This window comes from Rickettsia rhipicephali str. 3-7-female6-CWPP (genome assembly GCF_000284075.1).
In the GTDB taxonomy this organism is placed as follows: domain Bacteria; phylum Pseudomonadota; class Alphaproteobacteria; order Rickettsiales; family Rickettsiaceae; genus Rickettsia; species Rickettsia rickettsii.
Window position 1 is genome coordinate 552,297 of record NC_017042.1, and the last position, 19,752, is coordinate 572,048.

Below are 19,752 nucleotides of genomic sequence, written 5' to 3' on the forward strand. Positions count from 1 at the left end.
TAACTTCAACATTGTTACTACACTATATGTTTTGCTGGATGATGACATAGAGAGGAATAATAAGTCACACAATACCCGTGACGGTCACATCAAAACAGTTTCTTCAATCCTTTTTGTAGAAGCTTATTCACAGGATCTGCTTGTTGGTTTTCCTGCAGAGGGCTGTTTTGTGCCTCTGTATTTGTATCCTTTTTCTTTCTGAGACCCAAAGCATCTTTAATAATATTTTCAGGTTTCTTCTCTCCGCTTTTTAAGTCTTTAATAACGCTATTAAATACGTTTTTAACTAAATATGTTTGAAAGGCTTGAACGTCTAATTTATGCTGCGGATTATTTATGAATCCGTATAATTTAACGGCTATAGGCGGCGGTAAATCCGCAATAGTAACGGTTGCACTAACATCCATCATATATTGTGGTAAGTTAATTTGACCGCGTGCATTTGTTGTGGCAGGTGAAGCATCTAAACTACATTCATTTAAATTAAGCTTGCCTTGCATTATATTTCCGCTGGCAATTAAATTTTTGAAATATGTGGATCCGCCACTAAAGGAGCTGTTAATAAGTCGCAATACTCCTTCGGTATTTTTAGCATTATTTACCGCATCTGCGATTCGGTTTAAATCAAATCCGCTTATTTTCCCGTTATCGCTATTTACGTTAAATTGTCCATTTAGATTATTAATATATGTATAAACGCTATTACCGCGAGAAGTAAGATCGGCTTTAAAGCTTAGTCGCCCATCAGTTATTTTTATTTTACCCGATTGCGGAGTGAAACTTTTGAGATAGGCATTTTTTAAATCGATTTTAATTGCAGCGTTTTGATCTTTTGCTAAACTCACATAACCGGTGCTACTTAGTTCGCCACCGTAAATGCTTGCATTAACTGAAGTAATATTCAACGTGCCGCCGGTGATATTTAGTTTTGCTTTTAAATTATTTATGATTAATGAGTCGTTAGTTAATTTATCAATATTTGTGGATAATTGCCCTTCAATTTTATTTAAAAACCCTAAATTAATAGGATTATTTGACCAAGGAGAATTATTTTTAGCTGTAGGTATGTTTTGAGTAGCAGGACTATTAGTTTTATTTGGAGCAGGAGTAGGACTATTACTTGTAAGAATTTTATCTAAATTAACTAACGGACTGTATAAGTTAAGATTAAAATTTGGCTTCTGAGTTGCTAAATTGATATCTCCTTTAATAGATATATTAGTATTAAAAGCGGATATTTTATTATTAATATGGAAAGTATCTTTAATTTTTTGCACTTCCCCATTTAACTGCAATACTCCAATCTTACTTAAATTACTTACTCCCATAAGAGACATAAACGACTCAAAATTATTAATTTTTAGATTGTGCGAAATAGTTATATCTTGTGCTAAATTTTTAAGCTCAATATCTCCCGTTAGATTACTATTTGCAGCCGATAAATTAATATTTTGTAATTTTATTGCTTGAGAATTACTAATTATATTAGAAGTAAGTATAAGTTTTTGGTTAATAATAGGCGGTAATTTATCGGTCTTTAGTTTTAGAGCATCAAGTATAGGTTTTAAACTATCAGCTTGTAGCATAATATTTGTCTTATCTAAATTAGAGCTAATCTCGGTTATAATGTTCCCGGGATTGATAATAATATTTGATTTTAGGTTATTACGCTCTATATCATAATTTGCCTTTGCTAGTAATTCTATATTTGGATAATTAAGTCTAGCATCTTTAATAGCTATATTTTTACTATTGGCAGTAATTGCCGTAGTTAGCTCGTAGTCATTTTGTAAATCAGCAGGCATACCTAAAGTTTTAGTATTACCTTTAATATTTGCGTTACCTATGAAAGAATTATTTTCGCTATCAAATTTTCCTTCGATTTTAATTTTTTCACCGGCAAGATTAATATTGGTACTTAACGGAATTATTTTACCGATTTCTTCAATATTTCCGTCTATATTAATTTGCTGTTCCAAAGCCTTTAAAGCTAAAGTCAAATCTATAGGACCTTTAAGGCTTTTAATTTTAGTCTCTAAGTTAATATCGTTAAATATTTTCTCACTGTTTTTTTCTATATATATTACTTTGCCGTCTATGATTTTAAAATGACTAATCAAAATAGGAAGTGCTAATTCAGTTTTAGTCTCGGTAGATTCTACAGAGCTAATTTCATTTGTTTTGGATGCATTATTAGGTGTAGAAAATTGCCAATTTTTTTGTCCATTACTTAAAACTTCTAGATTTATAATCGGTTTTTGCAGTTCTATAGAAGCTACTTCGATTGCTCCTCTAAAAAGAGGAAAAAGTCGCAATGACGCTTTAGCACCTTCAACGGAAACTAGATGAGGTTCTTTTGTACCTTTTATTGATGATAATTTAATTTCTGATAGTGATATTGCGGGATTCGGTAGTAAAGATAATTTTATGTCGCCGTTAATAGTTAAATCTCTATTTGTAGCCTCTTTAACTTTATCTATTACTATTCCTTTATAATTATTTAAAGGAATAAAGAAAGGAATAACAATTAATAATAATATTATACTTATAAATATAATAAGTGAGTATTTTAAAGTTTTAGGCATAGAGCTTAACCTTCTATTTATATACATATATTAATTATAGTATTTAAGGATTAATTGTCAATTTTATATAATTTACTCAATTAAGGATTCAAATAATTATATTCTATGTCATTCCCACGAGGCGTTGTTGCGTGGACCGGTAAAACCCACTGTATCACCCCGTCCCTGTGGCTTGACCACGGGGTCCATAAAAACAATAAATACTAATAAATTTAGTATTTTTAACTGGATCCCGTGGTCACGCCACGGGATGACAGAGGTGAATAAGAATCGTAGGGTACTATAAAGAAATTGAAAACTACGGTAAATTATTCAAGTTTCTCTTTGATAATTTAAAATCACATAATCTTTAGTTATAATAGGAAAAAATTCTTTATTGAAGGGTAATAATTCGGTTGTTTGATCTGAAAATTCTATTTCAATTATGTCACCGGCACCAAAGTTAAGAATATTTTTAATTTTGCCTATTTCTTTATGATCTTGGTTTAATATCGGTAAATGAGTTAAATCCGCTATATAAAATTCATCTTCTTCTAGTTCCGGTAAACTTGCTCTTAAGCAAAATATTTTATAACCTTTTAAATTTTCAGCTTCATTTCGAGTAGCTATATCATTAAATGTACAAATTAATTCTCCTTTGGCATTTTGGCTAATTAGCTTAATATGTATATTTGCTCCTGACTCATTTACTAAATTTCTTTCAAGTATTTTTGTAGCAGGGTCGGTAAAAGATTTTAACATTACATGACCTTTAATTCCGTGACATGATTTTATTACACCGACTAAAATTAAATTTTCTAAAGAATTCATTAATTTGCCTTTAAATTTTGATAATTATATATAATAATATATTTAAAAACTTTTTTACAGACATGATAAAAAAAATAGCTGCCGGCGTCATAATTTGTTTCTCATTATTGTTATTTATAATGTTTGGTGCATTATCGTTTGTTAACTATAATTCGGTTACTAATAATTTTACCAGTCATTTAGGAATTGCGAAAGAAAATATCGGAAAAATAAAGATGAATAAATTTCCTTTGTCCTATTTAGTTATTGAGACGATAAGAGAAGAAGGAAAGTTAGATTTAGAGCAGATTAAAATTCATTTTTCGTTGTGGTCGCTTATAAAATTTAATCCTAAAATTAATAAAATAGATATATTAGATGCTAAATTTTATTCACATTCTAATGTATTAAATATTTATAATCATGAAGAGTTAATAAAGAATTTCTTTAAATATAAATTACAAAATATAAATCTAAATGTTACTAATCTAAGTATTATTAATAAACAAGATTATTCTATTTTAAATTTTAATAATTGTATATTAAAAAAAGAAAATGTTTTATCGTCTAATTACATATTTAAAACTACAAGTAACTATATAGGTAAAATTTCAGGTTCAATTAATAAACGTGACGATATAGTAGATTTTAGTCTTAATATTGATAATAATGATTATGGTTTTAAGTTATCGCAAATTTACAAAGATTCTAAGCTTACTAGCGGTAGTGGTGAATATCAGATTAAAAATTTAGCATCGGTAATGTATAATATATTACCGGATTTAAACCATCTTTTTAATAAATTTAATCAACATGAGGCAGTAAACGTTAAATTTAATATTTCAAATAATGAAGATGAAATAGAGCTAAAAGACATAGTAATAGCATCATCTTTTATTATTGGTAATGGATTTGTTAACATTGCTAAAAATGATAATATTACTACTAATGTAAAACTAGATTTTCCTAAAATAGATTTAAGGTCGTTAATTTCTTCAAATGCAGAGGTAACATTTAATACTTCTTCTTCAAATATTAGATTTATTTTTGCCGATAAATTACTTAAAGCAGACGTGGCAATTAACGAAATAATTTTAAGTAATAATGAAGAACTAGAAAAAATAGTCTTTTCTTCTAACTTATCAAAGGGTACTTTAAAGATAAATGAATTTTCAGGTAATATTAAATCAGGTGGAGAATTTAAGCTTACAGGTAATGTAACACAGAATGCCGTTAGAAGTATGTTCGATGGACAGCTATATTTAAAGCACAACGATATAAATTCGTTACTGAATATTTTAGGATTTAATGACGTTACTATTAAAGAAGCTATTCCTTTTAGCTTGTCATCGGATTTAAAACTCACTTTAATAGATTTATTTTTTAAAAATTTATTACTCAAAACAGATAATTTAAATTTATCAGGAAATTTTTCTAGTAAATTTATTGCTCAAACACCTCGTTTAGACGCTACGCTTAATATATCTTCGCTTGACTTAAGCAGTAGAACGTATCCAATAATTTCACCACTTATCGAATTTACAAAAAATTTAACTAAAGATATGAAAGCTCTAGATTATCCAAGTAAATTCATCCCTATTAGAACAATAGGATATTTAGCTAATTTAGATATTCTGATAGATAGCGTTAAGTATAACAATCATGTATTTGACAAAATGAATTTGCTTGCTAAAATCGTACCGGCTAATATAAAAATTAGTAATTTAGATTTTAAAACTGCTAACAGCTATTTATCAACTAGCTGGAACTTAGATGCATCGAGTGTATTCCCGTCTTTGACCGTAGAAATTAAGGACGGTAATCTTACTACTGATTTATTATCACCGGCAGGAATGCTTAATTTAAGAAATAAATTAATAAATGATTATAGTTTAGATAAAGCTACCTTACAAGTTTCCGGTACATTGTCGACATTATTACAAAATGATTTAATATTGAAAAATGTTAAATTTTATGTAGCAAATAATAATAATTTATTACAATTTAATAATATTGAAGCAGAATTATTAGGCGGTAAGCTTCAAGGTAACGGCAATATTTTATTAGAACCTTATGCTATAAATTTCGTATATGCTTTAAATACAATAGATTTAAACAAAGTTTCGGCTCTTATGCCTAAAATATTTACTGCAAGTAGCGGAAAAATAAGTATAAGCGGTAGTTTAGGAACTAACGGTAACACTCTTCAAAGCCAGCTATATAACCTTACTACAAAATCACAATTTGCTATAAACAATATAGATGTTAATAATTTTGCAATTGATTCTTTTATAGAAAAACTTGATACAGCTGATTATAAGGTACAAAATTTAGATAAAGATATAAATAGTGCTATAACCACAGGACAAGAAAATATTAGAGGTATCAGCGGTGATATTGAACTACAAAAAGGTATTGCCCTTTTAAAGAAAGTAAAATTTGCAACACAATATAGTAACGGTGCGGCCTCTTTTGCAGTTAATATATATAATTTTGATATAGATGCATCTAGTATTTTATCATTTTACGTACCGGCAAGGCTTGTTAAGTTAAATGCCTCAAATACAAGTTCTGATAAAGATAGTGTGGCACATCTTAATATAAAAATGCAAGGGAGTATTTTGGCTCCTAAGAAAACTTTTGATAGTAGTGAGCTAAAAAAATTACTTATACCCCAAACAACTGAAGACAAAACTACTACAGATAACCATTAAAAAATAAAAATAAATGACTAATACTAAAACTTTAGAAGCAAATATTAGCTTTGAAGAAGCTTTAAAAGAGCTTGAGGAAATTGTTAAAAAAATAGATAACGGACAAGAGAGTCTAGAGACGGCAGTTAATAGCTTTGAAAGAGGTATTTTACTTAAGAATCATTGTGAGAAAAAACTAAAAGAAGCTCGGTTAAAAATTGAAAAAATTACTAAACTTGCTAATTCTACAGTGGTCTTAGAAGAGACGGAAGTGTAGTATTGATATAAAGCATACATTGTACTAATATCATATCATAAGATGACAAAGAAATGTAATTATAGCTTTTCTGCTGAAAAAAATTATAGGTTAATAAGTGAGCGCAAGGTAAGTTTTGAAGAAATAATATCAGTTATAGAAAGTAATTGTTTATTGGATATAATAGAACATCCAAATCCTAATAAATATTCAGAGCAAAAAATGTATATAGTTAAATTTAATGAATACGCCTACTTAGTGCCTTTTATTATTGAAGTTGATGGAACAGTTTTTTGAAAGACTATTATTCCACGTCGCAAAGCTACTCAGAAATATCTAAAAATAGGAAAAAGTAATGCGAAATAAAAATAAAGAGAATATATCAAATATAATACTAGATGCTGAAGAAAACGCCTTGCTGGAGTCTTTTGAAAATGATGAATGGCAAAGAATTAAAAATTTTGAACAAGAGAAACATATAGCACAAGTGGCAGCAGCTAATTATTTAAAAAAAGATACTCGAATAAATATTCGTATTTCTATTAGTGATTTAATGAGAATAAAACAAAAAGCTGCTTATGAGGAGATTACCTTATCAAACTCTTATTTCTAGTATATTATATAAATATTCAGCAGGACATGGTTAATAATACCTATGGTTAATCATATAATTGACTTTATCTATACCGTGCCTAATATTGTTTTGATGAGTTTTTGTGCGGGATGTGTATATTTAACAAAATACATTATTCCTAATAATTTTCAAAAAGAAGAGCTTGGAAATCTTGGCGGGTTTTTATCGGGTGTAGTCGGTAGTATGTATGTGGTCAACCGGTTTTGTATTAATTTATTTACTCGGTAATTTTAATAAAGCACAAGAAGGGGTGGCAGCAGAATCTATAGTGTTGATGAGGCTTGCAGATAGTGTAGGTTGGCTTCCCCATGAAATGAGACCTGCAATTTATCTAGATATTAAAAATTATACCAAAGATGTAATGCAGCGTGAATGGCAATTAATGAAAGACGGCAAGCAAATCGATCATGAAGCTCTTAGTTTCCTCCAAGATATTAATAAGAGACTACAAGCTTATAAAGCAAGCGAGCAAATGCAGCTATTGACTAAGCAGGAAATCATTGAGGAGATAAAAGAGCTTTATACCGTAAGGTATAACAGGATTAAAATGTCCTATTTTTCCTGAAATATTCAATATTGGATAGTTGTATGTATAATGACTGCTATTAATTTAATTTTTGTCTGTATGCTTGGCACCAAGCTTTATTTACATAAGATTTTGGTTGGTTTAGTTTGTATCACTTCATCATCAATGCTTTTGTTATTATTTATATTAGACAAACCTTTTCGAGGTCCTTTTGCCGTAAATCAATATGACCTTATTAAGGCTATACATTATATTGAGAGATTAAATTAGTGATATCTGTAATAACATAACGCCATAATTTATCCGTGCCTTTAGTAATACCTATACGAGCAGTAGTAGAGTAGGGTAGCTTTAAGCCGATATCGCCGACAAAAAATTCGTTGTTATTTATAAGATCGCATTTATTATGAGAAATATTAATTCCTAAATATTTGCATAATTTACCCGGACCGTTGAGGTATAGATTTTCAGGCGAAATAACATGTACGCCTCTTATTAAGGTCGCAGCAGGGAAGCCTTTAGCTTCAGTTACGAAATTTAAACAATAATACATTCCGTAAATTAAATAGACATAGCTAAAGCCTGCAGGACCAAACATTATATCCGTTCTTTTTGTCCGCCCTCTTGCTGCATGGCAAGCAGGATCATTCTGCCCTATATAGCTTTCAGTTTCAGTAATGATAGCTGTTTTACCTTGGAAATAAAGAGCTTTACCGATTAACTCAGTGCTTACTACATTAGTATCTCTTGCAAAAAATTCACGAGGTAAAGGGATTAGTTTATTCATGTTTTTGAAAAAAAATATTTAAATTCTTATGCCATTTTGTAGGAGTGAAGTTAGTAATTTCATATTCAGCTATATTATTTATATAAAAAGGATCTTCGCTTAATATATCTTTAAGTTTAAGTTGACTTAGTTTTTCTATATTAGCTAAAATAATACCGCCAATTCTTGGATGTATAGGACCTGATAAAATAAAATATCCTTTATCATAACATGTATCTAAAAATTTTCTATGTTCCGTAATAAATTTTTCAACAGAAGAAAAGGTCTAAGCCTAAGGTACATTGAAGGTTTACAATAAACATAATTTATATTTTTTTATTAAGTGGTTTAGAATTTTTTATAGAGATTGGAACGGTATCATATCCGCCGTCGCAAAACGGTTGGCATTTGATGATTCTTTTAAAGGTAAGCCACAAGCCTTTTATGCTGCCGTGCATTGATATAGCTTCTTTGGCATATTCAGAACAAGTGGGGTGAAACCGGCAATTATTGCTAAGTAGTGGAGAAATAAAATATTGATAAAATCTAAGTAATAATAATAAGATTCTAGTCATTTTGAAGCTTGTCTATTATTTTTTCCATTTTTTCTTGAGTTAGATCTTCATAATAATCGTCATTAATCTGTACGATCGGAGCGTTAACGCATGCTCCCAAACATTCTACCTCGCTTAAAGTAAATTTTTGATCTTCAGTAGTTTCTTTGAGTTTTACACCTAATTTCTTTTCACAAATTTTCATTATATCATCACTACCACGCAGCCAGCAAGGAGTAGTAGTACATACTTGGATATGATATTTACCAACTCGCTTTAAGTTAAACATAGTATAAAATGTTGCAACCTCATAAGCCCGTATATAAGGCATTTCTAACATATTTGCGACATATTCGATAGCAGGAACAGGTAGCCAGCCGCCGTTTTGACGTTGTGCTAGATCAAGCAGCGGAAGTATTGCACTTCTTTTTCCATGCGGTGGATATTTTTTTATAATCTCTTCTGCTAGATTTAAATTTTTCTTATTAAATGTAAAATTTGTAATTTTTGTATTCATATATTTTTAGTACGGTATAGTTTTATGTCATTCCTGCGAAAGCAGGAATCCATAGAACTATTCAATTAAATCTTTCCATTCAGGATTAGTTTTTTCTATCAGTTCTATTTTCCAACTACGTTGCCATTTTTTCAAGTTTTTTTCTCTTGTAAGTGCTTCTTGAATATTAGTCAATTCTTCTGTATAAACAAGCTTTATAATATTATATTTTGAGGTAAAACCTTTTATTATTTTTTGTTTATGTTCATAAGCACGACGTATTATATTATTAGTAATACCAATATATAAAGTATCATGCTTATTAGAGCATAATATATATACCCAATACATTTTTTGTTTTTTAGTTTTATTTTATGGATTCCTGCTTTCGCAGGAATGACAGAGCAACGCAAGTACAAGCCCACGGCATGACCCATATATTACCTATCTATCTCACCAAATACTATATCAAGCGTTGCAATAATAGTAATAACATCTGCCATTAAATGACCTTTAGACATAAAATCTAGTCCTTGCAAATGAGCAAAGCCGGGTGCTTTAATACGACATCTATAAGGTCTATTACCTCCTTGCGAGTATAAATATACACCAAATTCGCCTTTAGGGGCTTCTACGGCTTTATAGGTCTCGCCGGCTGGGACGTCATATCCTTCCGTATAGAGCTTAAAATGATGAATCATTGCTTCCATCGATTCTTTCATTTTGGCTCGTGTCGGTGGTGTTAATTTAGGATCATCGGTTTTAACTGCACCTTTCGGCATTTTTTCTATACATTGCTTGATTATCTTGATTGATTCGTACATTTCAAGCATACGAACGAAATATCTGTCGTAACAATCACCGTTTTTGCCGATTGGTACTTTAAAGTCCATTTCATCGTAAACGTCATAAGGGTTTGACTTGCGTAAATCCCAAGCTATACCCGAACCTCTAAGCATTGGTCCTGAAAACCCCCAGTCCATTGCCTCTTTTTGAGATGCAACGCCGATATCTACTAAACGTTGTTTCCATAATCTATTTTCATTTAGTAGACTTTCAATATCTTGAAGTTTAGGAGGAAACTGTTCTATAAACTTATCTATATCTTCAAGTAAACCTTCGGGTAGATCTGCTGCAACCCCGCCCGGTCTAAAGTAGTTTGAATGCATACGAGAGCCGGAAACATGCTCGTAAAATTCCATGATCTTTTCTCGCTCTTCAAAGAGCCATAATAAAGGAGTAGTAGCACCGATATCTAAAGCTTGGCTGCCAATATTCAAAGTATGGTTCAAAATTCTTGTTAGCTCTGAGAATAGTACCCTGATAAACTGAGCTCTTCTTGGGACTTCGCATTCTAATAACGACTCGACAGCTAAAGCAAATGCATGTTCCTGACACATCGGCGAAACATAATCAAGACGATCAAAATATGGTATAGCCTGCAAATATGTTTTATGCTCAATAAGCTTTTCCGTACCACGATGAAGTAACCCAATATGAGGGGCGGCATTATTTACTACTTCCCCGTCCATCTCAAGGATTAACCTTAAAACTCCGTGAGTTGCCGGATGCTGTGGACCAAGGTTTAGAGTTATAGTTTTGGTGTTGTTAGTCATAGTATTTTTCCTACTGTCACCTAGTTCGCTTGACCACGGGGTCCAGTCTTTTTTATTTTTTCTAGATCCCGCGATCAAGTCACAGGATGACATTCATTTTATTTCTGGATTCCTGCTTTCGCAGGAATGACATTGGTTGCCTTCTCATCACCTGGCAATACATAACTCGGGCTATGCCAGTGCGAGCTAAAATCAAACTCACGATATTCTATGTCTAAATCGACCGGTTCATAAGCTACTTTCTTTAGCTTCTTATCATATTTAACTTGTGTATAGCCTGTTAACGGGAAATCTTTACGTAATGGATGCCCCTCAAATTCGTAATCGGTTAGTATGCGTCTTTTATCGTCATTACCCTCGAAATTTACCCCGTACATATCATAAACTTCACGCTCATACCAACAAGCGGCACTAAATATATTCATTGCTGAAGGTATAGTTTCTTTTTCAGATATATATACTTTAATTATAAGACGCTTATTTAATTTTAAGCTTAATAAATTATATACTACTTCAAACCTTTTATAGTCAATTGATTTGGACTCGCCTACATTGTCGCTCGTCGCTCTCCTATTAGTTATAGGCTTCGCGCCTTGCTCCTTGTAGCCAAGCCCAACTGAATTGACTACGTTATTCTGAGGAAAATCAGCCCCAAATAAATCAGTAAGTAAAGTGAAGCGTAATTCTTCCGATTCTTTTAAAGCTTTTAAAAACGGCAATAAAAAATTCGGCTCGATTTTATAAGCTAGGTAATCTTTAACCGTGATCGGAGTTATTAAAATGCTAGATTTAGCTGCAAGTCTTTCAATGAGTTTGTCTAGTGCCATACTTAAAACCTGTAGTGCGTTTAATTTTTTTCTGTAACTGCATAAGCCCGTAAATTAATGCTTCGGCGGTAGGAGGGCAGCCAGGGACATATACGTCAACCGGTACGATTCTATCACAGCCACGCACTACCGAATAGGAAAAGTGGTAATAGCCGCCGCCATTGGCACAGCTACCCATTGAAAGTACCCATTTAGGTTCAGCCATCTGATCATATACTTTACGTAGAGCCGGTGCCATTTTGTTAGTAAGCGTTCCTGCAACTATCATAAGGTCGGACTGTCTTGGACTTGGTCTAAATAACATACCGAAGCGATCCATATCATATCTACTTGCTGCTGCCTGCATCATCTCAACAGCACAACAAGCAAGCCCAAAAGTCATAGGCCATAAGGAATTAGCTCTCGCCCAGCCTATAACGTCATCAACTTTAGTGAGTAAAAATCCTCTATTAGAAAGCTCATTACTTAATAATTCGTCTTCTTGATAAAAATTATTTTTCATATTACTACCAGTCTAAAGCTCCTTTCTTCCATTCATATATGAACCCGATAATAAGTACGAATAAGAAAAACATCATTGAGAAAAAGCCTATTTTACCTATCCTATTAAGACTAATAGCCCAAGGCACTAAAAATGCAATTTCAAGATCAAAGATAATAAATAAAATAGCAACTAAGTAAAAACGTATGTCAAATTTTGATCTTGCATCGCTAAAAGGCTCAAAACCGCACTCATAAGGTTCTAGCTTATCTTTATTATATTTTTTTGTCGATAATAGGTTAGGTAGAATCATTATTAAACCGGAAACCAATACCGCAATACCGAAAAATATAGCAATCGGTAGATATTCTTGTAAAAGTTCTGAGTTTTGTAGCATATGTTTTTTATTATATTTTTCCGTCATTGCGAGAAGAATTGCACAGTAATTCGACGAAGCAATTTCAGGATATTTGATGAAATTGCCACGCAGCCTACGGCTGCTTGCAATGACGTAGGTTTAATGACACTTAACTCTATATTTACCTCAAATAGCATCAATTATCAATGACAATATCAGGTTTAACTAGTAGCTTCATTAAAACTAGTACCCAAATACCGCTTGATATCCACCATATTTGCCAAATATTATATGAAATCATGCCGATAATATAGTAATTTATAAAACATGCATAGGAAATTGCCTTGAAATTTTTATTTGCGAGATTACTAATTTGTTTGAGATATTTATAAACTAAGCATAAAAATAATATTAAACCTATTATACCGAGTTCAAGAGTAATTTGTAATATATTATTATGAGGATGAAGCGGCAAAGGATGCCATTTTTCTCCGTTGTAATCGATCATTTCACTATCACCAGCTTCGATATATTTAGAAGAAGCTAAGCCATAGCCTAAAATCGGTTTTTCAATGATTTTGTTTACGACGAAATGCCAAATAAATAAACGATGAGCAGCGGAAGGTTGTGTAGCTAAATATTTTTCAGATAAATCTCGTGGTTCTATTTGTTTAGCCAGCACAGGAAATAGTAACGAGCCGGTAATTAAACTTATTGCGATTAATTTGAAAAATATCGGCTTCATAAATCTTGTTACAATAAATATTACTCCTCCTATACCGAAGCCTAAAAAACTTGCTAAACTATCGGAAATACTTAGTAAATAAAGCACTAATATATATAGCATTAATGCATATCGTTTTTTACCGTTAGAAAGTAAAATTATAATCGCTACCCAAGCGGTAATTGAAAGTAAAGCACAACCACGATCTAGCATATATAAGCCAAAACTAGCTTTGAATATTCTTGTTAAAAATCCATGAGAAGAATATTCGATGAAGAATAATAATATTGCTGTGAGAATTCCAAATATTAAGACTTTTTTAAGCTGTAGGCGATTTTGAAAAGGAGCAGAATTACTAACTGCAAAGCCAAGAAATAAGAGTATAAAAACTTGAGTAAAAGTAGCTAAGCTATTAATAAGATGAGTTGCGAATAAACAAGATATAAAGCACCAAGTGGTGAATAACATTGTCATTCCGCGAGCTTGTAGCGGGATCCAGTCTTTTTTTATTTTTTGGATACCGTGGTCAAGCCACGGTATGACATTGTTACTGGATTGCCACGCTCCTTTCAGTCGCTCGCAATGATGATTATTAATACCTCGCAGGAATGATATAAGCAAAAAAATTGTAACAGTAGCTGCAGCTGATAAGCCCGCCAGCATTCCAAGGCTTGGAATTAAAAATATTAAACTTGAAATTAAATATTGCATCTAAAAACAATCTTTAGCAAAAATTTCGTAGATTGGGTGTTCAAACGTTGAAAGTGAAATGCTTGAAGAAATCATCCATCCTTGAAAGAGTAAATTAGGATCTTCGTCTATTTTATATTCCGTTATGGTCATCAACAAATAATTATCTTCATTATATGGATCAAGGTTTTTTATACATCTGTGCAATTTGATTTTTATATTACCGAAATATTTTTCTTCCCCGACTTTAAAATCTATCTCTTCAGAAGTAGCAGTAATGTTATTTAGAGCAATAATTTTGCCATTTGTATAATTCTTAAACTCAGAACTATCATTAATATTATCGTTTGGATTTAAAATAGGATGATTTTCATCAAGAGGGATAAATACGTCATTTTCAATGTCTTCGGTTGTAGTAACCGACTCTAAATTTTCTGCGAATATAGGAAAATGAATGCATATAGTAATGGTAAAAATAATTTTTAGTAATTTCATAGATAAATATATTATTTTTCAAAATTATATACTATAGGGGATTAATGGCAATGATAATTTATGATAAGGTTTTAAGGTCATTGTGAGCGACTGAAAGGAGCGTGGCAATCTCAGGAATCTTGCCTGAGATTGCCACGCTCCTTTCAGTCGCTCGCAATGACGATGTAGGTACAATATGCTCCACTCTAAAGAGCTCTTAAATTCTATTTTACGACAGGATTTTCATAGTTTTATAATTAAGGTATTTAATACTATTAATCCTGGAGTGGAGTATTTATCCAAGTAAGCATATAAGAATAATTACTGATTATTTAAATGCCGTGCAAAGCGGTGATATTAATCGTTTAATAATTAATATACCGCCAAGGAGCTTACAATCTATTTGTGTTAGCGTTGCTTGGCCTGCTTATTTATTGGGGGTTAATCCTACCAAAAGGATTATGGTTGCCAGCTATTCTCAAATACTTAGCATTAAACACTCACTAGATTGTCGGTTCATTTTAAATTCTGATTGGTATAAAGAACTTTTCCCAAGTACTATCCTTAGTAAAACCCATAATCAAAAAAGTAAGTTTTTAACGACAGCTCATGGCTTTAGATTTGCAACATCGGTTGGAGGATCGGCAACAGGTGAGGGCGGTGATATCTTAATTATCGATGATCCTCATAACCCCCCGCAAATTCATTCTTATAAAATACGTAAGAAAGTTATAGATTGGTTTGAGCAAACTTTTGTTAGCAGACTAAATAATCGTAATAAGGGAGCGATAGTTTTAGTTATGCAGTGTCTGCATACGGATGATTTATCCGGTGATCTAATAATAGCAATTCAGGGCATCATTTAAAAATTCCGGCGATTAGCATTCAAGATTACTTCTTTAAATTAATGAATAAAGAATATCAATATCTTAGTGGTAAAGTATTAGACAGCTATAAAGAACCTCCTGATTGTTTAATGAAATTAGAGCAGGAAATAGGTAGCTATAATGATAATGCTCAATATTTACAAGAACCGATAGCACAAAGGTCATCGTTACTGAATATGGAAGATATTAGCTTTTATGAAAATCTACCTTCAAGATTTGATTATTTTGTGCAAAGCTGGGATACGGTAATTAAGATTTCCGAAGATTCCGATTATAGTGTTTGTACTATATGAGGGATTCTGGAACAGAAATATTATCTAATATCATTAGTACGGGAAAAAATTAATTATCCTGAGCTTAAGAATTTGACGGAAAAATTAGCTAGAGAATATCAGCCACAATTTATATTAATCGAAGATAAAGTAAGTGGTCAACAATTGATTCAAGATATAGGATTTTTAGGTGGTAATATTAGAGTGATAGGGATTAAGCCAAGATTTGATAAAGTTACAAGATTCGCCTCGGTAGTTCCTTTATTTCAATCAGCTAGTGTTCTAATACCTAAACAATCAAGCATAATTTTAAAGGAATTACTGAATTTTTCCCATATTAAAAATGACGATATATTAGATTTAGTTAGCCAGTTCTTGAATTTTATGAAGGATAAATCGTTTAAATATCCTGCAAGGATTAGGAGTGTAATATAAAAATAGTTGCTTTTTTGTATGGATGTTGGTAGTATTCATGTCATTCCCGCGAAAGCGGGAATCCAGTAAAAATACAATTATCCGTTTATGGATTCCTGCTTTCGCAGGAATGACATAGGATTGTGGTATGACACTGATTAGGCTGGGTAGCAAAGTGGTAATGCTGTGGACTGCAAATCCGCTATTCGTCGGTTCGATTCCGACCCTGGCCTCCATTATAGAAATTAAAACATCTTATGGAATTTATTTCGCAATTCCTAGAAATGCTTTTAGCCGAGAGAGCATTGTCAAAAAATTCCATACTTAGCTATAAGCGTGACTTATTCGATTTTCACAATTATCTTGCTACACAAAAATTATCCGAATTAAATATTACTACTGAGAATATTAGAGACTGGATTGAGTATCTAGCAAGTAATGATTTGCAAGCACGCTCAATCAACAGAAAAATCTCAACTATAAAAAGTTATTATGAATTTTTAATTAGCGAAAACCATACCGCTTTTAATCCGGTTCTTAACGTAGATTTGCCCAAATATCAAAATAAACTTCCCGAAATATTATCTATAGATCAAATTAAATCGTTACTTGAACATTGCTCTCAAGATAATTCTCCTGAAGGTATCAGGCTTAATGCTATGATTCATTTGCTTTATGCTAGCGGTTTTAGAGTCTCGGAGCTTGTGAGTCTTAAGCTTGCTGATATTCTGACTAATAAAACGTCTAAAGGAGAAGTAAGAAAAATATTTTCGGTACTTGGTAAAGGTAATAAGGAAAGAGTCATAGTAATAAATGAACAGGCAGTTATCAGTATTGCTAAATATCTTGCAATTAGAGATGTTTTTGTGAATAAAGCTAAACCAAGAAATCTAATTTATTTATTTCCCTCATCATCTTTAGCGGGTTATATGACTAGGCAAAATTTTGCTATTCTGTTAAAATCTGCTGCCCTTTATGCAGGACTTAACCCTGAGCATATTTCTCCGCATATATTACGTCACAGTTTTGCAAGTCATTTGCTTGAGGGCGGAGCAGACTTAAGAGTAATTCAAGAGCTGCTTGGTCACGCTGATATATCTACTACCCAAATATATACTCATCTTCAAACTAATCATCTCAAAAAAGCATTGTTGCATCATCCTCTCAATAAAAATTAATTTATCTTAATCTTCTCTAAAGTACTTGTTAATATTTACGTAACTAAATATAATACTACTTTCTAATGTAAGGAATAAATTATATGAAGCTAAAAGAAATTATGATCTCTTGTATTAGTAAACCTAGAGAAATTGAAAAAGGATATTCTAGATTAGTTCAAAAGAAAGAATCAGGATGCAAAAATCAAGAAGTAGAATTTAGCAACTATTATGAGTTACTTAAAAAAATTCAACAAGGAGCAATAACTTTAGAAGTTCTAGAAAATTTAAGGAAATTAAAAGTAGATGATAAAAAATCTTTTCTAGCAAATGCAGAAGGGATAATATCTAACAATAGGTTACATGAGCTTAATGAAAAAATAATGAAATATGCTTTAGATTTAGTTGATTCTAAAGATGCAGTTTTTTTACTTCGTAGAACAAAAGAGGATAGTATATTTCGAGATCTAATATATTTAGAAGCAAAAGAAAACAGGTTTACTGTAGACATTGATAAAAAAGGAACTTTGAAAATTAACTTTCCTAGTGGGGTACTTGAGCTTTACAAGCTATTAATTGATAATTTCTATTTGAAAAAATTTGAGGAGGAGGAATTGCAGAAAAAATTATATCAAGAATTATTACCTGATTTCAAAATTCCTTTTGAAGAACTAATGGAACAAAAGGAATTGCAGAAAAAACTATATCAAGAATTATTACCTGATTTCAAAATTCCTTTTGAAGAACTAAATTTTTTTGAAAATTTTATTGAATGCTTAAAAGAATTTTATATTAAAAATAGTTTAGCACGAAGCATAATGGGTTTATTTGTAAGTAGAGATATTAAAGAACATGCTGTATGTGAAGAATTACTTGAATTAGATACATTTAAAAAATTATTTGAGGCAAAAATGTCATTATATGGAACTTCTGCTGATTCTAAATTATTAGTGGTTGATTATGTATTAAATGATGTAAAAGGTGTTTATATTAGCAATTTAGCATCTTCAAATATTTTAGATTTAGTAATGCATAGTCAATCGAATAATGAAACAATAGAATCAATAGAAATTTTAGGTAATAGCTAAGGACCAGTATAACTTGCTAGATACTGTTTTAAAGTTTTGATTATAAATATAGTAAAAACATCTAGAAATTAATTTAATCTACCATTAATATTTAAATAATTATAAGTTAGATTAATACTAAATATGGCTACAAAAAATAAAAAAGAAACAGTGAATACTGAAACAAAAAATTTAGCAAATTTAGTTATCCAAGAAATAGGTGACGAAAATTTTGATTTTGGTGTTTTGCAAAAGATGCAGCAGGCTTTTAGTACTGCAAGTAAGCAAAAACAAAGAGAAGTTTTTATAAGTTTGTTAGATAAAAAGCTTAATAAAGAGCAATTACATAAACTCAATCAAGCAATAATGGAAAATGCAAATGAATTAATGCCGGATAACGATCCTAATTTCGTTTGTCGTACTCCTAATAATAAAGTTTTTCAAGAAATATTATTATTGGAAGCCAAACGCTCAGGTATGAAAGCAAAATTTAATGATAAAGGAGAATTACAATCTCTTGATGTAAAAGATATAACACAGGAAATATTAGATCACTATCGTATTTTACAAGAAAAATTTTATCCCAAAAGAGATTCTAAAGATTTGATAGATAGTAGAATAGCTCAAAGTATTAATTTTTTATTATATGCTCCACTTTTCCGAGAATCAGATATATATACAAAATTAGGTTTAAAATCTGCTGAGATAGAGCGAGAAATACAAGATCCTAACGGTAAGTATGCTAAACAATTAGTAGATGCTAAAATAGGAACTAATATAAATTTTAATGCCAAAGAAAATTTAGAAAATAAAGCACATGAAGGAAAAGAAACTAAGATATCTTCAATAATTGAAAAAGCAATAACAAAACTCGAGAAAGACAAAAAAGTCAATATTGAAGATAAGAGACAAGGAGAAATAAAAAGGCATTTATCTAAATCCCTAGAAGGAGCTTCTGATTATATATTAACATTCAAAAAAAATGATTTAGTAGATGTAATATATCAAGGATTAGATAAAAGACAAACTTGGTGGTCAAAGATTGTTAATTATATAGGTATAAAATCATATTCCATTTCTAAAGAAAATCTTGAGAAAATAGGCACAATAATAAATAGTGAAATGAAAAATTCTCATACTCCTTTAAAGATAGAAGTACAAGAACAGTTAGAACAAATCTCAAAAGAGTTAAATAGATTAAATAATCCGGCATTGCCGTCAGAGGCTAAAAAGGTTCAGGCAAAATCTAAAAAACCGCCTGTTCCTCCAAAACCTGAACACCTCAAAAAAAGAAATCATGGATTGTGATGATTTTGTTGTATGACTTGAAAAATACAGTTGTCATCCCATGATTTATTCACGGGATCTAGCTTAAAATACTAATATTATTAGTATTTTTTATTGTTTTTATGGACCCCGTGGTCAAGCCACGGAGTAACACAGTGGATTTTATTGGTCCACACAAGCAAGCCTTTTGCGGGAATGA

Annotated in this window: 23 protein-coding genes, 1 tRNA gene and 1 pseudogene; 12 read left to right on the plus strand and 13 right to left on the minus strand. The window is 31.1% G+C overall.

Translation table 11 applies throughout. The annotated features are described in order from the left end of the window. Window positions 1-89: 89 nt before the first annotated feature. Together MCC_RS03020 and rimM are read right to left on the minus strand one after the other, a co-directional pair. Window positions 90-2,585 carry an AsmA family protein gene (locus MCC_RS03020; RefSeq protein ID WP_014408483.1) on the minus strand — a complete coding sequence of 832 codons (2,496 nt, stop codon included), beginning with the start codon at window positions 2,583-2,585 and terminating at the stop codon, window positions 90-92. 312 nt (window positions 2,586-2,897) lie between these two features. After that, on the minus strand, window positions 2,898-3,395 hold the full coding sequence (rimM, locus tag MCC_RS03025; protein ID WP_014408484.1) for a ribosome maturation factor RimM: 498 nt from the start codon (window positions 3,393-3,395) through the stop codon (window positions 2,898-2,900). Window positions 3,396-3,457: 62 nt separating this feature from the next. Here rimM and MCC_RS03030 point away from each other — a divergent pair, with 62 nt between their 5' ends. From MCC_RS03030 to MCC_RS11105, 5 genes and pseudogenes are all read left to right on the plus strand, one after another. Further along, on the plus strand, window positions 3,458-6,088 hold the full coding sequence (locus tag MCC_RS03030; RefSeq protein WP_014408485.1) for an AsmA-like C-terminal region-containing protein: 2,631 nt from the start codon (window positions 3,458-3,460) through the stop codon (window positions 6,086-6,088). A gap of 13 nt (window positions 6,089-6,101) precedes the next feature. Continuing rightward, window positions 6,102-6,344 carry an exodeoxyribonuclease VII small subunit gene (locus MCC_RS03035; protein WP_014365948.1) on the plus strand — a complete coding sequence of 81 codons (243 nt, stop codon included), beginning with the start codon at window positions 6,102-6,104 and terminating at the stop codon, window positions 6,342-6,344. Between the two features lie 42 nt (window positions 6,345-6,386). Then, window positions 6,387-6,620: a hypothetical protein gene (locus MCC_RS03040; RefSeq protein WP_050987079.1), complete on the plus strand. Its 234-nt coding sequence runs from the start codon at window positions 6,387-6,389 to the stop codon at window positions 6,618-6,620. A 58-nt stretch (window positions 6,621-6,678) separates the two neighbouring features. Next, window positions 6,679-6,936 (plus strand): hypothetical protein, encoded by a 258-nt coding sequence (locus MCC_RS03045; protein ID WP_231288752.1) that lies wholly within the window; start codon window positions 6,679-6,681, stop codon window positions 6,934-6,936. A gap of 93 nt (window positions 6,937-7,029) precedes the next feature. Further along, a pseudogene (locus MCC_RS11105) lies at window positions 7,030-7,753 on the plus strand (bestrophin-like domain). Here the strand turns inward: MCC_RS11105 and MCC_RS03055 are convergent. From MCC_RS03055 to MCC_RS03100, 11 genes are all read right to left on the minus strand, one after another. Then, window positions 7,725-8,270 carry a DNA-3-methyladenine glycosylase gene (locus tag MCC_RS03055; RefSeq protein ID WP_014408486.1) on the minus strand — a complete coding sequence of 182 codons (546 nt, stop codon included), beginning with the start codon at window positions 8,268-8,270 and terminating at the stop codon, window positions 7,725-7,727. The pseudogene MCC_RS11105 and the gene MCC_RS03055 overlap by 29 nt on opposite strands. After that, window positions 8,263-8,511: a YciI family protein gene (locus tag MCC_RS11110; RefSeq protein ID WP_331270635.1), complete on the minus strand. Its 249-nt coding sequence runs from the start codon at window positions 8,509-8,511 to the stop codon at window positions 8,263-8,265. The genes MCC_RS03055 and MCC_RS11110 overlap by 8 nt, the downstream gene beginning before the upstream one ends. A gap of 64 nt (window positions 8,512-8,575) precedes the next feature. Next, entirely contained in the window at window positions 8,576-8,824 is a 249-nt protein-coding gene (gene yidD / locus MCC_RS03060) for a membrane protein insertion efficiency factor YidD (protein ID WP_012152684.1), read from the minus strand. After that, window positions 8,817-9,320, minus strand: a complete 504-nt coding sequence (nuoE, locus tag MCC_RS03065) for an NADH-quinone oxidoreductase subunit NuoE (RefSeq protein WP_014408487.1) — start codon at window positions 9,318-9,320, stop codon at window positions 8,817-8,819. The genes yidD and nuoE overlap by 8 nt, the downstream gene beginning before the upstream one ends. 57 nt (window positions 9,321-9,377) lie before the next feature. Beyond that, window positions 9,378-9,650, minus strand: coding sequence for a GIY-YIG nuclease family protein (locus MCC_RS03070; RefSeq protein WP_014408488.1), 273 nt, complete (start codon window positions 9,648-9,650; stop codon window positions 9,378-9,380). Window positions 9,651-9,739: 89 nt separating this feature from the next. Next, window positions 9,740-10,915: an NADH dehydrogenase (quinone) subunit D gene (gene nuoD / locus MCC_RS03075; protein WP_014408489.1), complete on the minus strand. Its 1,176-nt coding sequence runs from the start codon at window positions 10,913-10,915 to the stop codon at window positions 9,740-9,742. 98 nt (window positions 10,916-11,013) lie between these two features. Further along, on the minus strand, window positions 11,014-11,742 hold the full coding sequence (locus MCC_RS03080) for an NADH-quinone oxidoreductase subunit C (RefSeq protein ID WP_014408490.1): 729 nt from the start codon (window positions 11,740-11,742) through the stop codon (window positions 11,014-11,016). Next, window positions 11,720-12,244 carry a NuoB/complex I 20 kDa subunit family protein gene (locus tag MCC_RS03085; protein WP_014408491.1) on the minus strand — a complete coding sequence of 175 codons (525 nt, stop codon included), beginning with the start codon at window positions 12,242-12,244 and terminating at the stop codon, window positions 11,720-11,722. The genes MCC_RS03080 and MCC_RS03085 overlap by 23 nt, the downstream gene beginning before the upstream one ends. Before the next feature lie 4 nt (window positions 12,245-12,248). Further along, the gene (locus MCC_RS03090; RefSeq protein WP_014408492.1) at window positions 12,249-12,620 is read right to left on the minus strand and encodes an NADH-quinone oxidoreductase subunit A; all 372 of its coding nucleotides are present in this window, start codon (window positions 12,618-12,620) and stop codon (window positions 12,249-12,251) included. A 157-nt stretch (window positions 12,621-12,777) separates the two neighbouring features. After that, window positions 12,778-14,016, minus strand: a complete 1,239-nt coding sequence (locus MCC_RS03095; protein ID WP_014408493.1) for an O-antigen ligase family protein — start codon at window positions 14,014-14,016, stop codon at window positions 12,778-12,780. Continuing rightward, window positions 14,017-14,490: a DUF2155 domain-containing protein gene (locus tag MCC_RS03100; protein ID WP_014408494.1), complete on the minus strand. Its 474-nt coding sequence runs from the start codon at window positions 14,488-14,490 to the stop codon at window positions 14,017-14,019. 320 nt (window positions 14,491-14,810) lie between these two features. On the opposite strand from MCC_RS03100, the gene MCC_RS10190 reads away from it, so the two are divergent. From MCC_RS10190 to MCC_RS03130, 7 genes are all read left to right on the plus strand, one after another. Next, window positions 14,811-15,335, plus strand: a complete 525-nt coding sequence (locus tag MCC_RS10190; protein WP_231288755.1) for a hypothetical protein — start codon at window positions 14,811-14,813, stop codon at window positions 15,333-15,335. Window positions 15,336-15,376: 41 nt separating this feature from the next. Next, on the plus strand, window positions 15,377-15,649 hold the full coding sequence (locus MCC_RS10195) for a hypothetical protein (protein ID WP_231288756.1): 273 nt from the start codon (window positions 15,377-15,379) through the stop codon (window positions 15,647-15,649). A gap of 6 nt (window positions 15,650-15,655) precedes the next feature. Then, window positions 15,656-16,063: a phage terminase large subunit gene (gene terL / locus MCC_RS10200; RefSeq protein WP_458693780.1), complete on the plus strand. Its 408-nt coding sequence runs from the start codon at window positions 15,656-15,658 to the stop codon at window positions 16,061-16,063. A gap of 140 nt (window positions 16,064-16,203) precedes the next feature. Then, window positions 16,204-16,278 (plus strand) — tRNA-Cys (locus MCC_RS03115). Between the two features lie 21 nt (window positions 16,279-16,299). Continuing rightward, on the plus strand, window positions 16,300-17,220 hold the full coding sequence (locus tag MCC_RS03120; RefSeq protein WP_014408495.1) for a site-specific tyrosine recombinase XerD: 921 nt from the start codon (window positions 16,300-16,302) through the stop codon (window positions 17,218-17,220). Window positions 17,221-17,303: 83 nt separating this feature from the next. Next, complete coding sequence (locus MCC_RS03125) at window positions 17,304-18,287, plus strand: DUF5410 family protein (RefSeq protein ID WP_014408496.1); 984 nt, start codon at window positions 17,304-17,306, stop codon at window positions 18,285-18,287. Between the two features lie 123 nt (window positions 18,288-18,410). Further along, window positions 18,411-19,574, plus strand: a complete 1,164-nt coding sequence (locus tag MCC_RS03130; protein WP_014408497.1) for a DUF5410 domain-containing protein — start codon at window positions 18,411-18,413, stop codon at window positions 19,572-19,574. Window positions 19,575-19,752: the final 178 nt, after the last annotated feature.

Excerpts from the sequence above, each read along its gene's own strand:
- yidD (WP_012152684.1), bottom strand. The coding sequence starts at position 8,824 with ATGACTAGAATCTTATTATTATTACTTAGATTTTATCAATATTTTATT.
- MCC_RS03080 (WP_014408490.1), bottom strand. The coding sequence starts at position 11,742 with ATGGCACTAGACAAACTCATTGAAAGACTTGCAGCTAAATCTAGCATT.
- MCC_RS03095 (WP_014408493.1), bottom strand. The coding sequence starts at position 14,016 with ATGCAATATTTAATTTCAAGTTTAATATTTTTAATTCCAAGCCTTGGA.
- MCC_RS03030 (WP_014408485.1), top strand. The coding sequence starts at position 3,458 with ATGATAAAAAAAATAGCTGCCGGCGTCATAATTTGTTTCTCATTATTG.
- MCC_RS03040 (WP_050987079.1), top strand. The coding sequence starts at position 6,387 with ATGACAAAGAAATGTAATTATAGCTTTTCTGCTGAAAAAAATTATAGG.
- MCC_RS03035 (WP_014365948.1), top strand. The coding sequence starts at position 6,102 with ATGACTAATACTAAAACTTTAGAAGCAAATATTAGCTTTGAAGAAGCT.
- MCC_RS03130 (WP_014408497.1), top strand. The coding sequence starts at position 18,411 with ATGGCTACAAAAAATAAAAAAGAAACAGTGAATACTGAAACAAAAAAT.
- MCC_RS03100 (WP_014408494.1), bottom strand. The coding sequence starts at position 14,490 with ATGAAATTACTAAAAATTATTTTTACCATTACTATATGCATTCATTTT.
- MCC_RS03090 (WP_014408492.1), bottom strand. The coding sequence starts at position 12,620 with ATGCTACAAAACTCAGAACTTTTACAAGAATATCTACCGATTGCTATA.
- MCC_RS03085 (WP_014408491.1), bottom strand. The coding sequence starts at position 12,244 with ATGAAAAATAATTTTTATCAAGAAGACGAATTATTAAGTAATGAGCTT.
- nuoD (WP_014408489.1), bottom strand. The coding sequence starts at position 10,915 with ATGACTAACAACACCAAAACTATAACTCTAAACCTTGGTCCACAGCAT.
- MCC_RS03070 (WP_014408488.1), bottom strand. The coding sequence starts at position 9,650 with ATGTATTGGGTATATATATTATGCTCTAATAAGCATGATACTTTATAT.
- rimM (WP_014408484.1), bottom strand. The coding sequence starts at position 3,395 with ATGAATTCTTTAGAAAATTTAATTTTAGTCGGTGTAATAAAATCATGT.
- MCC_RS03055 (WP_014408486.1), bottom strand. The coding sequence starts at position 8,270 with ATGAATAAACTAATCCCTTTACCTCGTGAATTTTTTGCAAGAGATACT.
- MCC_RS10195 (WP_231288756.1), top strand. The coding sequence starts at position 15,377 with ATGAATAAAGAATATCAATATCTTAGTGGTAAAGTATTAGACAGCTAT.
- MCC_RS03125 (WP_014408496.1), top strand. The coding sequence starts at position 17,304 with ATGAAGCTAAAAGAAATTATGATCTCTTGTATTAGTAAACCTAGAGAA.
- MCC_RS03020 (WP_014408483.1), bottom strand. The coding sequence starts at position 2,585 with ATGCCTAAAACTTTAAAATACTCACTTATTATATTTATAAGTATAATA.
- MCC_RS03045 (WP_231288752.1), top strand. The coding sequence starts at position 6,679 with ATGCGAAATAAAAATAAAGAGAATATATCAAATATAATACTAGATGCT.
- MCC_RS03120 (WP_014408495.1), top strand. The coding sequence starts at position 16,300 with ATGGAATTTATTTCGCAATTCCTAGAAATGCTTTTAGCCGAGAGAGCA.
- nuoE (WP_014408487.1), bottom strand. The coding sequence starts at position 9,320 with ATGAATACAAAAATTACAAATTTTACATTTAATAAGAAAAATTTAAAT.